A 15,559-nucleotide genomic window follows, 5' to 3' on the forward strand; every position below is an offset into this window, starting at 1 on the left:
TGTGCCAATAAAATAGCACCTGATAGAAGAGCCTATGCAATCATCGTGCTAAAAATTTATGGCTTTAGGGTATTGAGTTTAAAGGGGGGATTCGAGGTAAAAAAGGATACGTGTGCAATATTAAAGTGCATGGATATAGAGGCAAGATATTAAGGGCCCTATTTTGGTCAGGGCCCTTAATATTAGCCTAATTTGTTTCTTCAGAAGAATTGGTTACTTCAAATAAACGATAGACTAGCTGTCCCGCAGTTTTTTCTTTTTTTAGCGACCAATGGCGTGGTAAAGGGGGAAGGGTTGCTTCTTTTTCCATTTCTATATAAACAAGAGCGCGATTCGCGAGCCAACCTTTTTCCAGCAAAGGAATCATTTGTGCCAACCAGCCTTTTCGAAAAGGGGGATCTAGGAAGACAATGTCTAGTGGTCTAGGTATTGCGGATTCTAGAAACGTTGCTGCATTTTGAGCCACAACATCAGCATTGGTGGCACCTAGGATTGCTAGGTTGTCAGTCATCTGTTGAGAAACAATTCGTGAGTTATCAACAAAAAGTAGATGTTTTGCACCACGTGATAAAGCTTCTAAACCTAATGCGCCAGATCCACAAAAAAGGTCGCCACAGGCTGCACCCGGAACATAAGGGTTTATCCAATTAAAGAGGGTTTCTCTTACTCTATCTGGTGTTGGACGTAAGCCTTGGATATCTGGAATAGGTAACTGACGAGAGCGCCATTCACCCGCAATAATACGCAGTTTCGATGCTTTTGTTTTACTGTTATTCGATGCATGTTTCAGAACATTTTTTCTCATTGGTAAACCTGAATCTCTTGGTAGGATGACGGCTTTAATAACTGTTGTAGCGTCACTTGGTAATCATTTATTGTAAAAGTATCGATCGCTTCTTTATAGTTGTTAACAAATTCTTCAATGGTGAACTGGCCGTTCTCATGAGTAACTTGTGTGGCGATATAGCTCCACCAAGTCGGTGACTGCACTTGATGCTCAAGTTGTGATTTGAAAGAGTCAAATAACAGCGTAAAAGCCTTTTCATCATTTGCTGAAGGGACTTTTTCAATAGATGTGAAACTTATGGCATCCATTATCTTATTGGAAATATCGCCTTGAGCTTTATCTTTGAGATGATTGGCATATTGAATATTCCACCAAGTCCTTGGTTGATATTGGGAAAGAGTCAGTGATAGTTGAACAAAATCAATATGCTCTTGTTGATTAAGTGTTGAAACAAGATCCGCTCCCCAAATTTGTAAGCTAAGCCAGTCTTGTATGGAAGATATTGGCGTTAGTGCTATGGCGCTTTTCGTTTGCCATAAATACTGACCTTTAGTTGCTCGTATAATTGAGCTGTTTTTTGTACTTTGATCGAGCTCTATCATAGGTTGCGATACCTGATAGTTTTGACTGATAGTATTCAGTGTTGTTTTAAGCGTTTGCTTAGCTTCTGTAGATAAATCACCCACAACAAAGATGGTTCCAGCAAAACTTTGGAGGCCGTGATAGAAGTCTGATATTTGCGTTAATGAGAGATCCGCTACTGTTTGGCTATTTTGTCTCCTTGTCGTATTAGAGTAGACAGTCAGCTCCTGGTCTGATTGTGCTGATATGTTCGTCTTTTGCTGGCGTTGCCATGTATCAAGTGTTCGTTGTTTAAATGTTGGGTGTGTTAGCCAATTACTGATTAAAGACAAAGTTGGTTGTAAGTATTGAGGTTCGTTACTAAGTGTTAAGCCAATGATTTGGTTTTCGTGATCATAATAGCTGCTTGCTCTTGCCGCTAAAGGCTCTAATCTTTGATTAATAGTTGCGGTGCTCAGAGGCAAAGAATCACTCATTAACATGGCAAAAGTGGCTTGAACTAATGTGGTATTTTTTATGTCTGAATGAAATGAAAAGCGAATTTCTAATTTATTGCTATTTTCCCATTCTGATTGTTTTAGCCAAATAACAGGAATGCCTGACTCTGTTGCCCATGTTTCTATGTTTGGTGAAGGTAGTTTGCTGTTTGACGATGCCAAATTTAAGACCCAAATTGCCAAGATACAAAAAAACATGACAAGGGTTAAAACAGGTCGACTGAAGAGCGGTTTGTTATTATCAGGCATAATGAACCTTGAGTCATAGTAAATTGGGTGTATGTTGCGCGAAACTAGGCCTGTTTGCTAATCAGAATGATGATAAAATAATCATTTTTGAGTATCCATGTGTGTGGCGCTGGGTTCAATCATAGCATTTCACTGATGTTTACTGCATCAGTCAAAATTAAGAGACCGATTTAATGGAAGTTGTTAATCAGATTATTGCTTTTTTTACACCTTATCTTGGTGAATATGCTCGCTATATTCCTATTGCCATAGGAACAATTTTGGCGATTATTGCCTTTGTGATTCGCCGTCGTTTTGTTAATAGAATGAACGCTGATATCAAAGCGGCTAAACGAAAAGATGCAGCCGCCTTGAACACTAATCAAGAATCAACGGATTCTGCTGATCCTGAAATGGAATTGATTGCTGACACCGCAGATCTTGTAACTACTCAGACTTCAGAGTCGGTTGCTGTAGATTCAGAACCTACCTTATCTTGGTCTCAACGTATTAAATCAGGCTTGTCTCGTACTCGAAGTGGATTAGGAAGTGGTTTATCGACAGTTCTTGGCGGTAGTAAAAAAGTAGACGACGAGCTATTAGAAGAGTTGGAAACGCAACTATTGATGGCTGACGTTGGTATTGATGCAACACAAACATTAATCAGCAGTCTAACTGAAAAGCTGACTCGTAAAGAACTGAAAGATTCTTCCGCATTGTTGGCCAGTTTGAAAACTGACATGACGGATATATTGAGTCAGTCACAGCAAGAACTTGATCCGATAAATAGTGACGGACCTTTTGTGATATTGATGGTAGGCGTTAATGGCGTAGGTAAAACCACCACCATTGGTAAGCTTGCTAAAAAATATCAGGCTGAAGGCAAAAGTGTTATGTTGGCTGCAGGTGATACATTCCGAGCAGCGGCTGTGGAGCAGCTACAAGTTTGGGGTGAGCGTAATAATGTTCCAGTCGTTGCACAGCATACGGGAGCGGATTCTGCGTCTGTTATTTATGATGCGATTGAGTCTGCTAAAGCCAAAGGTGTCGACATTGTGATTGCAGATACAGCTGGTCGTTTACAAAACAAAGCGAATCTAATGAACGAGTTATCAAAAGTCGTTCGAGTAATGAAAAAACTTGATGTGCATGCGCCACATGAGGTGATGTTGGTGCTTGATGCTGGGACTGGTCAAAATGCCATCAGTCAGGCTAAGCTATTCTCTGAAGCAGTTGGTGTGAGTGGTATAACCTTAACTAAGCTGGATGGCACGGCGAAAGGCGGAATCATTTTTGCTATCGCCAAGCAGTTCGGATTACCAATACGTTACATTGGTGTCGGTGAACAAGCAGATGACTTGCGTCCTTTTGTTGCTCAAGAATTTGTTGATGCTTTGTTTGATAGTGAGTAAAAATAACTTAGGCACTTCTTTTTTAAATTTAATGTCAGTGGGTCAACGTGGAAATCGAATTTCAGCGAGTTGGTAAAAAGTACGAGAGCGGACAAGAAGCATTGTCGCAGGTGAGCTTTCACTTGCAACAAGGCGAAATGGCGTTTTTGACTGGTCATTCTGGTGCAGGTAAAAGTACCTTAATGAAACTTATGATGATGATTGAGCGTCAGACGACTGGGCAGATTTTGGTTGATGGTGTGGATCTACGTACGTTAAGTCGCCGTGCTATTCCGCAACATCGACGTCGTGTTGGTGTAGTGTTTCAAAATCACCAATTATTGTTTGATCGAAGTGTTTTTCATAATGTTGCGCTGCCTTTACAGGTGAGTGGTGCAGATTCTGAACAAATTGCAAAACGTGTTCGTGCTGCACTGGATAAAGTGGGTTTATTGGATAAAGAAAAATACAACCCAATGGCTTTGTCTGGTGGTGAACAGCAGCGAGTAGGTATTGCTCGAGCGGTTGTGAATAAACCTCAGCTGTTATTGGCCGATGAGCCAACAGGTAACTTAGACCCTAAATTGTCAGCTGAAATTATGAATTTATTTCAGGAATTTAATCGAGTTGGTGTGACTGTTTTAGTAGCAAGTCATGACTTGGCACTGGTTGCTCGTATGCGTCATCGAGTATTAACTTTGAATCAAGGCCGAATGGTGAATGATGGAGGGTTTGGCTAAATGGCACAGAAGCCGAATCAACGAGGTGCAACCAGGCAATCAATTAAAGCAACTAAACACAACTGGCCAACACGCTCTTCGTTCAATCTAGGTAAATACTTTCGTCAGCATCAAACTACTTTCATTGAAAGTTTTATGCGCTTGGTAAGCTACCCTTTGGCGAGTGTGATGACTGTTATGGTGCTGGCGATCGCGCTGTCTCTACCCGGTGGACTGTATGTTTTATTAAAAAACGTACAGTCAGTGACGGATCAATGGGAGCAACAGTCGGTCATTACGCTCTATCTTTTTGCTGACTTAGAAGATACGCAAGCACTTGCTTTGTCGCATCGTATCTCGGCGCAAGCAGATGTAGCGTCAGTGGAATATATTTCGAAAGAAGAAGGCCTGCGATATTTTGAGAGTTCAAGCGGCTACGAACAAATTCTTTCTTCGTTACCGGAAAACCCTTTACCTATTGTATTACGGGTTATTCCAAGAGAAATTGTTGATATTGCTACTTTATCGAATCTACAAGCATTGCGAGATCAGTTGGCAGCACAAAAGGAAGTGGAATACGCTGAATTAGATGCACAATGGTTACAGCGTCTTGCAAATATACTGAGCTTTGGGCAGCGTTTTGTATATGCCTTGTCGGTTTTACTGATTGTCGCTGTACTTTTAATTGTGGGTAATACCATCCGGATGTCAGTGGAAAGCCGTCGTGATGAAGTCTTGGTGATGAAGTTGGTTGGCGCGACAGATGGCTATATTCGTCGACCATTTTTATACATGGGATTTTGGTTCGGCGTGTTAGGTGGTTTTTTTGCCAGCCTTTGTATTCTCTTACTTAGCTGGTGGGTAAGTGCTCCCGCAGAGCGATTGATTGAGTCGTATCAAAGTGGTTTTCAATTGCAGACTTTTAATGCAGATGAAATCGTTTTGTGTTTAACTATTAGTGCGCTTATTGGTGTGCTTGGGGCTTGGATTGCCGTCAACCGCCATATAACAAATATTGAACTGCAGTGATCCATAAAAGGCTAAAATCAGTATTAAGATAATAGCCATGGTTTATTCACATTTACGGCACATATTTGTAGCGTTTACTTGGTAATATTTAGTCATATTCAATATGAACAACTAAGAAGGTGAAACAGAGATGGGTAAAACTCTTCAGCCTACAGACATTATGATTCCTGGTCAGAACCTAGAATCTTATATGCAAGCCGTTGGTCGTATTCCGATTTTATCGGCTGACGAAGAAAAAGTATTGGCGGAACGTCTTTATTACAACGAAGACCTAGAAGCAGCTAGAACATTGGTTATGTCGCATTTGAGATTTGTTGCTCATATTGCGAAAAGCTACTCAGGATATGGATTGGCACAAGGTGACTTAATCCAAGAAGGCAATGTTGGCTTAATGAAAGCTGTGAAACGTTTTAACCCTGAAGTGGGTGTGCGTCTTGTTTCTTTTGCCGTACATTGGATTAAAGCAGAGATTCACGAATTTATTCTGAAAAATTGGCGCATCGTAAAAGTTGCTACAACAAAGGCACAACGTAAAATGTTTTTTAATTTACGCAGTGCGAAGAAAACTTTATCTTGGTTCAGTAATTCAGAAGTTGAATCTGTCGCTAGTGATTTAGGTGTGACACCTGAAGTCGTTCGCCAAATGGAAGGGCGTTTAAGTTCATCTGATATGGCGTTTGATGCTTCTGCCGATGACGATGATGAAAGTGCATTCCAAGCGCCATCACAATATCTTGAAGATCACCGTTCAGATCCAGCAACTTTGCTTGAGAATGGTAATTGGACGGAAGATTCGAACCAGCGTCTTGAAATTGCTATGGCTGATCTTGATGAGCGTAGTCGTAACATCTTAGTTCAGCGTTGGTTATCTGATGCAAAATCTACTCTGCATGAGTTAGCCGATGAATATGGTGTTTCTGCAGAGCGTATTCGTCAACTTGAAAAGAACGCAATGAAAAAAATACGTCTTGCTATGGGTGATGGTCAATTCGATTGATGATCGGCTTATATCGATAATAATCGATTTGCTTAAGACAAAAAAACCCTCTAGATGAGGGTTTTTTTATACCTATGAATTGGTAATAGACTCAATGTTATACTACTGACTTTGTAGCTGATTGCCTGGAATAAAGCGCCATGTACGTATGATCTCCAGTTTATCTATATCTTTCTTTAGCTCGCTGGGGAAACTCTGAAATGGTTCGGCCAAACGTACAATTCGCATGGCGGCATCATCGAGAATGCGAGTGCCGGAAGAATGTAACACCTCAATGTCATCCACGTAGCCGTTCGGCAATAAAATTACGGCTAAACGTAGCTCGCCATATAAATGGTTACGCTTAGCTTCTTCTGGGTAATGGATATTGCCGATACGTTCGATTTTCCGGCGCCAATCATCCAAATACTGGGCATCAATAGCCGCTTTGGCAGACACTGAGGTTAAACGACGAATTCTTGGGCGTTTTGCATAGGACTGTCGTTGCTGATCGAGAAGGGCTTCTAATGTCGCGATATCATTAGAAAGATGGCTTGGGATTTGTGTTTCACCAAGAAACTTCTCTTCAAGTGTTTTAGCTTCTTGCTCTGGTTCGTTAGCGACTTCGAAAACCGCTTCTTGGTCTTTTGTCGCAAGTAGGCTAGGCTCATCGACGGGTTCTGCAGAAGCCAGTTGAGGTTGAACAGGGGGCGATATTTCTTGTATTTTATCGGATAAAAAGCGTGAATTTTCTGTGGTCGTAAGCTTTTGTTTCCGCAGTTCTGTGCCGCTGGCCTGCTGGTTAGCTTGGGCGATAAAGTCTGCATCAACGGGAGCTTTTGTTGTGTGTTGAACTAGGGTTATTTCGAGCGTTTTAGGCTTTGGTGATGGAAGTACAAAGTCAAAACCAATAGCCATCACCATTAGCACATGAAAGCTAATGGCGATGAAAAGCGCTACTGAAAATTTATCTATTGTTCGCATGCTGATGTTACTGAAGACGTTTTTCGATAGCTTCTATCAGAATCATAGCGATGTTGAGGTCAAACTGGTTGTCCAGCTCACGCACGCAGGTTGGGCTAGTTACATTAATTTCTGTAAGGTAATCTCCGATTACATCTAAGCCAACAAACATCAATCCTTTTTCTTTTAGCGATGGAATGACTTGATCACAAATCCAGCGATCACGATCAGTCAGAGGACGGCCTTCACCTCGACCACCTGCTGCCAAGTTGCCACGGGTTTCTCCAGATGCAGGAATGCGTGCAAGTGCAAAAGGTACGGGTTCACCATTTACGACTAAGATACGCTTATCACCCTCTTTAATTTCTGGGATAAACTTCTGTGCCATTGTTTGCTCGACGCCCATTTTGGTTAGGGTTTCAATAATCACACTAACGTTCGAGTCATCAGGCTTTAGGCGAAAAATAGACGTGCCGCCCATTCCATCAAGGGGTTTGAAAATGACGTCCCCATGTTCTTTGTGGAACTCTTTTAATAAGTCGGCTCTTCGTGTCACCAATACTGGCGGACAACATTGAGGAAATTGAGTCGCAAAAAGCTTTTCATTGCAGTCGCGTAAGCTTTTAGGATCATTTACAACAAGTGCACCGTCTCTTTCTGCTTGCTCTAGAATCATTGTGCTGTAGACGAATTCGCTGTCAAACGGTGGGTCTTTTCGCATTAAGATAACGTCTAAATCACCTAAAGGCGTTTTATTTTCTTCACCAAGATCGTAAAAATGAGTTGGATCTTTATAAACATTTAATGGGCGTGACATGGCGTATGCTTTGCCATTGTCTAAAAATAGGTCCTTCTGCTCCATGTAAAATAATTGCCAGCCTTTTTCGGCAGCAGCCCATAACATAGCCAAGGAAGTATCTTTTTTGTAGTTTATGGATGAAATTGGATCCATAACAATGCCGAGTTTGATAGTCATATGTCAGTTCCTAAAACGAAGCAGCGTTTTGTGCTTTGAGACAATCTATTTAATAGATACTGATGCTATAGAAATATAAGGGCGCTGAGAAGGGAAAATCCCTATCTTATGCAGATACTTGCGTCAGGAAATGTGGATTATACCTTGTGAAGGACGAAAACGAAGTACAGGGTTGCCAATGTTGTTTGAGATAAAAGGTTAATTAATCGTTTTCATGGCAGTTGTACGATTAATTAACCTATGAGAGAGGGCATTGAAATAGTTACTTACCAGTTACCAGAATTTTCATCGGCTTCTAGGAAAAGTTCACTCTCTAAATCATTTTCTGTATTTTCAGGTGCTGTAGATTGAATATCTGCATTTGCTTGAGATGCTTCTTCGATCTCTTTCAATTCATTAATGGCACTTTGGTTTTCTGTTGAAGGTGCGCTTTTTTCATCAAATGAGTCGTTGAATCCTAGTAGCTGAGGGCGATAAATGCGGAATGCTCGCATCAATTCACCTTTGGCGTTAAATAAGCGAAATTCAGAAAAAAGCTCATCGTAGTCTGCGTTCACGTAATCTTGGCGGGCTTGAAATAGTTCATTTTCACTATCAAGTACATCTAATAAGGTTCGACGACCTAAACGAAATTGTTTTTCGTAAGCAATTTGTGATTCTTTTGTCGCAATAACATATTGCTGAATATGTTCTTTTTGACCAGTTGTTGCTTCATAAGCGGCCCATGCCAAGCGAACAGTAAGTTCAGTGTCTCTGATTGTATTACGGCGAATTTCGCTTGCTTGAATGTTTTGCTGAACGGCGACTTCTCTCTTGCGTTTATAAGAACCACCACTGTAGATATTGTAGTTTAGTCGTACCATGGCAAGTAGGTCTTCACTAGGGCCTACACTACCGTCGATATTATTGTCCCAAGTACGTTCTAATACAAAGTTGATTGTTGGGTATTTTTCAGAATCCGTGATTTTCGCGCTGCTTTCTGTGGCAATAATATCCCAGTAGGCACCTTCAATTGCAGGGTTTTTCTTTAATGCTTCATGAATTGCTGAATCTAGATCTTGTGGTAATAGGGCACGGTCTGGAACTGGATAAATAAGGTCTTCAGGAGGAAGCTCACCGACAATGTTTTTATAATTACTCTCAGCATCGATTAAGTTATTAATGGCAGCTAAATGATTCGCATGAGCTTTAGCTAGGCGAGCCGTAATTTGGCTTAAATCTGATTGACGGCCAATGCCAGAGTCACTTTTTAGTTTTATTTGTTCATAAATGCGCTGATGGGTTTTTAAGTTAAGATCTGCAAGTGTAACGAGTTCTCTGTAGCGTAAAATATTAGCATAAACCTGAGCGACCTCGAGGGCTGTATTTTCTACTGAAATTAGTGCGTCCCAGCGATCTGCTTCTGCTTCACTTAGTAATCTTTTCACTTCGTTTTCTGTTGAAAAACCACCGAAGATGGGCTGATTTAATGCCAAAGTGAGTTCACGACGAGTGAGGTCAACATCTTCTGATGTCGAGTCATCCGCATAAGTTGTTTCGTGACCTATACCTGCTGATAGATCGATACTTGGGTAATACCCAGAGCGACGCGCTATGTCAGCGCTTTCTTTGATTTCTCGGTATAGTGCAATAGCTTGTCTGACTTCAGGGCTATTTTCTATTGCTGTATAAGTCGCTTCTTCAAGCGTAATAGCTTGTACAGCGGTAGAAAGAAAAACTGCGCTTACGTAGCTTATACAGACTAAAATGATTCGATGAAGCATGTGATTATTTATCCTTAATTTTTTGCTGATAAAATACTAAAGCTATTTGTACGCTGGATATGTTGTGATTTTGTTAGTGCTTCGTCAGGTATATTGTATCAACTTTCATGAAATATCACCCCATAGAGTGTTAATTACACTGAGTGCTACAACTGGGGCTGTCTCTGTTCTGAGAACTCGTGGGCCAAGAGCAATAGAATTAAATCCTTTGCTTTCAGATACTTGTACTTCTTTTTCACTTAGGCCTCCTTCTGGGCCTATTAATAAAAAAATTTGATTGTTTTTTTGTGGCTCTAATTGGCTGATAGGTTTTATGCAATGATGGTGTAATGTGAGTTTTAACACTTCGTTACATTTGGTTTTTTCTAGCCAATCAATGAGTTCGATCGGGGAATGGACAATGGGAACTATGCCTCTACCACATTGTTCTGCGGCACTAATCGCCACTTGTTGCCAGTGTTGTTGGCGTTTTTCTGCTCGATTGTCTTGCAGTTTTACTTCACATCGTTCGCTAAATAAAGGTTGAATAGCATAAACACCAGCTTCTACCGCTTTCTGGATGGCATAATCCATGCGTTCGCCACGGGACAAGGATTGGCCTATGGTGATTTGTAGAGGAGATTCATTATTAAGTGGCTCAAACTGTGTAATGGAAATGCTTGCGGAACGTTTTTCTACGTCATGTAACGTTGCATGAAATTGACCGCCTTTGCCGTTAAATACACGAAGAGGGTGGTTAGATTTTAGACGCAGCACTTTACATAGGTGTTGGAACGTAGAATCAGGCAAGGCAACGACAGTATTTTCATTGAGTTCAGTGTCGATAAAAATTCTTGGGATACGCATACCTTGTCCTGTATTTAAAAAATAGAAATGAAAAAGCCTTCTTTAGCACTTACATTCTATTAAAAAAGTAAGGCAAAAGAAGGCTTTATAACTGAAAACTAGGAAATTATAAACCAGCGGCTTTACGCAATGCGTCTGCTTTGTCTGTTTTTTCCCAAGTAAAGTTCTCACCTTCACGGCCAAAGTGACCATATGCCGCAGTTGGTAAATAAATTGGGCGTTTCAGATCCAACATTTTAATCAATCCAGCGGGGCGTAATTCAAAATGCTCACGAACAAGTTGGCTGATGATCGCATCACTAACTTTACCAGTTCCAAATGTATTGATACTGATCGATGTTGGTTCAGCCACACCAATAGCATAAGAAATTTGAATCTCACACTTATCTGCTAGACCTGCTGCAACTATGTTTTTCGCTACATAGCGGCCGGCATAAGCGGCAGAGCGGTCAACTTTTGATGGATCTTTACCAGAAAATGCACCACCACCATGGCGAGCCATGCCACCGTAGGTATCAACAATAATCTTACGACCTGTTAGACCGCAATCACCAACAGGGCCACCAATGATGAACTGACCTGTTGGGTTGATGAAGTATTTGGTTTCTTTTGATAACCATTCTGCAGGAAGAACAGGTTTAATGATTTCTTCCAATACTGCTTCGCGCAGATCCGCTTGTTTTACCGTCGCACTGTGTTGTGTTGATAAAACGACTGCATCAATTGCGCATGGTTTGCCACTTTCGTCATAACGGAAGGTAACTTGGCTTTTTGCATCCGGACGAAGGAAATCAAGTGTGCCATTTTTACGAACTTCCGCTTGGCGTTGTACAAGACGGTGGGCATAAGTGATTGGTGCTGGCATTAATACATCGGTTTCGTTTGTTGCAAAACCAAACATTAAACCTTGGTCACCGGCACCAAGCTCTTTTTCGCTGGCCTCATCTACACCAACTGCAATGTCAGCTGATTGCTTACCTATGGCATTCATGACGGCGCATGATTCCCAGTCGAAGCCCATATCTGAACTATTGTAGCCAATTTCACGAATGACACCGCGGGCGATTTCTTCAATATCGACCCAAGCGTTAGTACGTACTTCACCAGCAACTAAAACCATACCTGTTTTGACTAATGTTTCACAGGCAACACGAGCTTCAGGGTCTTCAGCAAGGATCGCATCAAGAATGGCGTCAGATACTTGGTCTGCAATTTTATCAGGGTGACCTTCTGAAACGGATTCAGAAGTAAATAAAGAATATTCGGACATAAGGAGTGTTCCTCTTTAGCTGAGTTAGTCGCTAAACAGGCATAAAAAAACCTGTTTTGCATAAAAATGCTAAACAGGTTCTTGCGCATCTGTTTAGCTGAGTTTATATAGCGCCCGCAAGCCGAGACAAATCGACGCTGTTAAGTGGCGAATGATGAACTAGAGCGGGTTAAATATCAACCAGAGATGTGGATTTTAATGAGGCAAAAGGCGGTTTTTTTGTTACGATGGTGCAGATTTTATGTCATTTCATTTTCTTTGCTCATTTTGTGGGCGTAATGATGGTGCCAGCATTGCATGGTGGCTCTATCCTGTAGAGAATGTTCTTTCTATTTGTTCGTTAAGCTATCAGGAGTGGAATAACCATGCCGTCTCGTAAACAACTTGCTAACGCCATACGCGCATTGAGTATGGATGCAGTACAAAAAGCCAATTCAGGACATCCAGGCGCACCAATGGGTATGGCAGATATTGCTGAAGTGCTATGGAACGATTTCCTTAAGCACAACCCAAATAATTCAAAATGGGTAGATCGCGACCGCTTTGTTTTGTCTAATGGCCACGGCTCTATGCTTATCTATTCTTTATTGCATCTGTCTGGTTATAAATTACCAATTGAAGAATTAAAGCAATTCCGTCAGCTGCACTCTAAAACGCCAGGTCATCCTGAATATGGTTATACCGATGGTGTTGAAACGACAACAGGCCCTCTAGGTGCAGGTATTAGTAATGCTGTAGGTATGGCGATTGCTGAAAAAACTTTGGCGGCACAGTTTAACCGTGAAGGTCATGAAGTTGTTGACCACAATACTTATTGTTTCCTTGGCGATGGCTGTTTGATGGAAGGTATTTCCCATGAAGCTTGTTCGTTAGCTGGAACATTAGGTCTTGGTAAATTAGTGGCGTTTTGGGATGACAACGGTATTTCTATTGATGGTCATGTTGAAGGTTGGTTTACAGACAACACTCCACAGCGCTTTGAAGCTTACGGTTGGCATGTTATTGCTGATGTAGATGGTCATGATCCAGTAGCGATTAAAGCAGCAATTGAAGCTGCAAAAGCGGAAACACACAAGCCAACATTAATTTGTTGTAAAACTATTATTGGTTTTGGTTCACCAAATAAATCTGGCAGTCATGATTGTCATGGTGCACCACTAGGTGATGCTGAAATTGCAGCGGCTCGTGAATTCCTTGAGTGGCCATATGCTCCTTTTGAAATTCCTGCTGATATTTATGCTGGTTGGGATGCAAAAGATGACGGTGCAGCTCGCGAAGTAGAATGGGACTCAAAATTTAAAGCTTATCAAGTAGCTTTTCCTGAATTAGCTGCAGAATTTGAACGCCGTGTTATAACGGGTGAACTCCCTGCTGACTTTGAAGCAAAAGCTCAAGCTTTCATTCAAGAAAGCCAAGATAAAGGCGAAAATATCGCCAGCCGTAAAGCATCTCAAAATGCAATCGGAACCTTTGGTGCTATCTTGCCAGAATTATTGGGTGGCTCTGCTGACTTAGCCGGTTCTAACCTGACGTTATGGTCTGGCTCAAAAGGTATTCAAGAAGACCCTGCTGGTAACTACATTTACTACGGTGTTCGTGAATTTGGCATGAGTGGTATTATGAATGGCGTGTCTTTGCATGGTGGTTTCATCAACTACGGTGCGACTTTTATGATGTTTATGGAATACGCGCGTAATGCGGTTCGTATGTCTGCTCTAATGGGAATACAGAACATTTTCGTATATACCCATGACTCTATTGGTCAAGGTGAAGACGGCCCAACTCACCAACCTGTTGAGCAATTAGCGAATCTTCGTATGACGCCGAATATGGTTGTATGGCGCCCATGTGATGCAGCGGAAAGTGCCGTTGCTTGGAAAGCGGCAATTGAACGTCGTGATGGACCAACATCATTGATTTTTTCCCGTCAAGGTTTGCCTGCGCAAGCACGTAATGCAGAACAATTAGCAAATGTTACAAAGGGTGGTTATGTACTTCAGGATTGCAGCGGTACACCAGATCTAATTTTGCTAGCCACAGGGTCTGAAGTGGGCTTAGCTATGGCATCAGCAGAAGCGTTAACAGCGAAAGGTAAACAAGTTCGTGTGGTTTCCATGCCATCAACGAATGTCTTTGATGCTCAAGATGCAGCTTATAAAGAATCTGTATTGCCAAGTTCAGTAACTAAGCGCATTGCTATAGAAGCTGCCCATGCTGATTACTGGTACAAATATGTTGGCTTTAGTGGTGCTATGGTTGCAATGACGACCTTTGGTGAGTCAGCTCCTGGCGGTGATTTATTGAAACATTTTGGCTTTACTGTTGATAATGTTGTGGCAACAGCTGAGAAAGTGTTAGCAGCGTAATTTTGCTGTTTAGCTGTTGTTGTTTGATAACTGGGGCTTGATAATGAAAGAGGTGTGCGTTCGTGCACCTCTTTTTCTTTTATAAAATGTGAAATGATAAAATTGTTTTACGTTGCGATGAAGTAGTAGGAATATGTTGCGAGTCGCTATTAATGGTTATGGCCGTATAGGGCGTTCGGTATTAAGAGCACTCTATGAAAATGGCTATCGTGATCACATTCAAGTGGTGGCAATAAATGAATTGTCTGACATTGAGACAATCAGTTATCTGACACGCTATGACACGACTCATGGTCGCTTCCCTAAACCTGTATCTACAAAAGACAATACATTGTTTATTGGTGATGACGCCATTGCTTGTTTTTCTTGTGCTAAACCAGAAGAGCTAGAGTGGTCATCCTTAGGTTTAGATATGGTGTTTGAGTGTTCTGGTAGCTTCTCTGATCGTGAAGGTGCTCAGGCATACCTAAATGCCGGTGTGCCAAGAATTTTACTTTCTCAACCTGCGGCATCGGATGTGGATGCGACGATTGTTTATGGTTTTAACCATGAAGAAATACAATCGAGTCATGATATTGTTTCTGCTGCCTCTTGCACGACAAATTGTCTGATTCCTGTATTAGATGTCATTAAGCAATTCGCAGGTGTGGCGCATGGGGCAACACAAACCATCCACTCTGCAATGAATGATCAACCTGTAATTGATGGTTATCATACTAAAGATTTGCGTTTGACCCGTGCTGCGTTGAGTTCAATCATTCCTGTGGATACTGGTTTGGCAAGGGGCATCACACGTATGATGCCTGAGCTTGCAGGGAAAATGGGGTGTAATGCCGTTCGTGTTCCTACTCTAAACGTCTCTGTTATCGATTTGGTTTTACGTACAGAGCAAGATGTAACAGCTGAGCAAATTAATGCTCAGTTAGAGCATGCAGCTAGTACGAAATATATTGGACTAATGGGGTTTACTAAAGAGGCTCATGCTTCAGTGGATTTCAATCATGATCCGCGTTCTGTCATTGTTGACAGTACGCAAACACAAGTCATTGATCAACGCATGGTTAAGTTGTTGTGTTGGTTTGATAATGAATGGGGCTACGCTAATCGTATGTTAGATGTGGCTAAGTATTGGGCTGGTGTGATTAAGTCGTAATCTTCATATTGAT

Annotated in this window: 13 protein-coding genes; 6 read left to right on the top strand and 7 right to left on the bottom strand. The window is 41.5% G+C overall.

The features are described from left to right. Positions 1-187: 187 nt before the first annotated feature. Together rsmD and AC0L3Y_RS06165 are read right to left on the bottom strand one after the other, a co-directional pair. A complete protein-coding gene (gene rsmD, locus AC0L3Y_RS06160; RefSeq protein ID WP_473469956.1) occupies positions 188-805 on the bottom strand; it encodes a 16S rRNA (guanine(966)-N(2))-methyltransferase RsmD in 618 nt (205 codons plus the stop codon). Beyond that, positions 802-2,115, bottom strand: coding sequence for a peptidase M16 family protein (locus AC0L3Y_RS06165; RefSeq protein ID WP_473469957.1), 1,314 nt, complete (start codon positions 2,113-2,115; stop codon positions 802-804). The genes rsmD and AC0L3Y_RS06165 overlap by 4 nt, the downstream gene beginning before the upstream one ends. Positions 2,116-2,288: 173 nt before the next feature. Between AC0L3Y_RS06165 and ftsY the strand changes: the two genes are divergently transcribed. The 4 genes from ftsY to rpoH all read left to right on the top strand — a co-directional run bounded on the left by ftsY (position 2,289) and on the right by rpoH (position 6,230). Then, positions 2,289-3,506 carry a signal recognition particle-docking protein FtsY gene (gene ftsY / locus AC0L3Y_RS06170; RefSeq protein WP_473469958.1) on the top strand — a complete coding sequence of 406 codons (1,218 nt, stop codon included), beginning with the start codon at positions 2,289-2,291 and terminating at the stop codon, positions 3,504-3,506. 47 nt (positions 3,507-3,553) lie between these two features. After that, positions 3,554-4,225, top strand: a complete 672-nt coding sequence (ftsE, locus tag AC0L3Y_RS06175; protein ID WP_473469959.1) for a cell division ATP-binding protein FtsE — start codon at positions 3,554-3,556, stop codon at positions 4,223-4,225. Further along, positions 4,226-5,233 carry a permease-like cell division protein FtsX gene (gene ftsX / locus AC0L3Y_RS06180; RefSeq protein ID WP_473469960.1) on the top strand — a complete coding sequence of 336 codons (1,008 nt, stop codon included), beginning with the start codon at positions 4,226-4,228 and terminating at the stop codon, positions 5,231-5,233. Positions 5,234-5,363: 130 nt separating this feature from the next. Further along, positions 5,364-6,230: an RNA polymerase sigma factor RpoH gene (rpoH, locus tag AC0L3Y_RS06185; protein ID WP_473469961.1), complete on the top strand. Its 867-nt coding sequence runs from the start codon at positions 5,364-5,366 to the stop codon at positions 6,228-6,230. Positions 6,231-6,332: 102 nt separating this feature from the next. Here rpoH and AC0L3Y_RS06190 read toward each other — a convergent pair whose 3' ends face one another. The 5 genes from AC0L3Y_RS06190 to metK all read right to left on the bottom strand — a co-directional run bounded on the left by AC0L3Y_RS06190 (position 6,333) and on the right by metK (position 12,027). Then, positions 6,333-7,193, bottom strand: a complete 861-nt coding sequence (locus AC0L3Y_RS06190) for an energy transducer TonB (protein ID WP_473469962.1) — start codon at positions 7,191-7,193, stop codon at positions 6,333-6,335. A 7-nt stretch (positions 7,194-7,200) separates the two neighbouring features. Next, positions 7,201-8,148 carry a glutathione synthase gene (gene gshB / locus AC0L3Y_RS06195; protein ID WP_473469963.1) on the bottom strand — a complete coding sequence of 316 codons (948 nt, stop codon included), beginning with the start codon at positions 8,146-8,148 and terminating at the stop codon, positions 7,201-7,203. Positions 8,149-8,414: 266 nt separating this feature from the next. Continuing rightward, the gene (locus tag AC0L3Y_RS06200; RefSeq protein ID WP_473469964.1) at positions 8,415-9,911 is read right to left on the bottom strand and encodes a TolC family outer membrane protein; all 1,497 of its coding nucleotides are present in this window, start codon (positions 9,909-9,911) and stop codon (positions 8,415-8,417) included. A 105-nt stretch (positions 9,912-10,016) separates the two neighbouring features. After that, complete coding sequence (locus AC0L3Y_RS06205) at positions 10,017-10,757, bottom strand: 16S rRNA (uracil(1498)-N(3))-methyltransferase (protein WP_473469965.1); 741 nt, start codon at positions 10,755-10,757, stop codon at positions 10,017-10,019. 106 nt (positions 10,758-10,863) lie between these two features. Then, the gene (gene metK, locus AC0L3Y_RS06210) at positions 10,864-12,027 is read right to left on the bottom strand and encodes a methionine adenosyltransferase (protein WP_473469966.1); all 1,164 of its coding nucleotides are present in this window, start codon (positions 12,025-12,027) and stop codon (positions 10,864-10,866) included. 365 nt (positions 12,028-12,392) lie between these two features. Between metK and tkt the strand changes: the two genes are divergently transcribed. Together tkt and AC0L3Y_RS06220 are read left to right on the top strand one after the other, a co-directional pair. Next, positions 12,393-14,393: a transketolase gene (tkt, locus tag AC0L3Y_RS06215; protein WP_473469967.1), complete on the top strand. Its 2,001-nt coding sequence runs from the start codon at positions 12,393-12,395 to the stop codon at positions 14,391-14,393. A 133-nt stretch (positions 14,394-14,526) separates the two neighbouring features. Further along, positions 14,527-15,546 carry a type I glyceraldehyde-3-phosphate dehydrogenase gene (locus AC0L3Y_RS06220; RefSeq protein WP_473469968.1) on the top strand — a complete coding sequence of 340 codons (1,020 nt, stop codon included), beginning with the start codon at positions 14,527-14,529 and terminating at the stop codon, positions 15,544-15,546. Positions 15,547-15,559: the final 13 nt, after the last annotated feature.

The sequence above is a fragment of the Marinomonas sp. GJ51-14 genome (assembly GCF_055808695.1).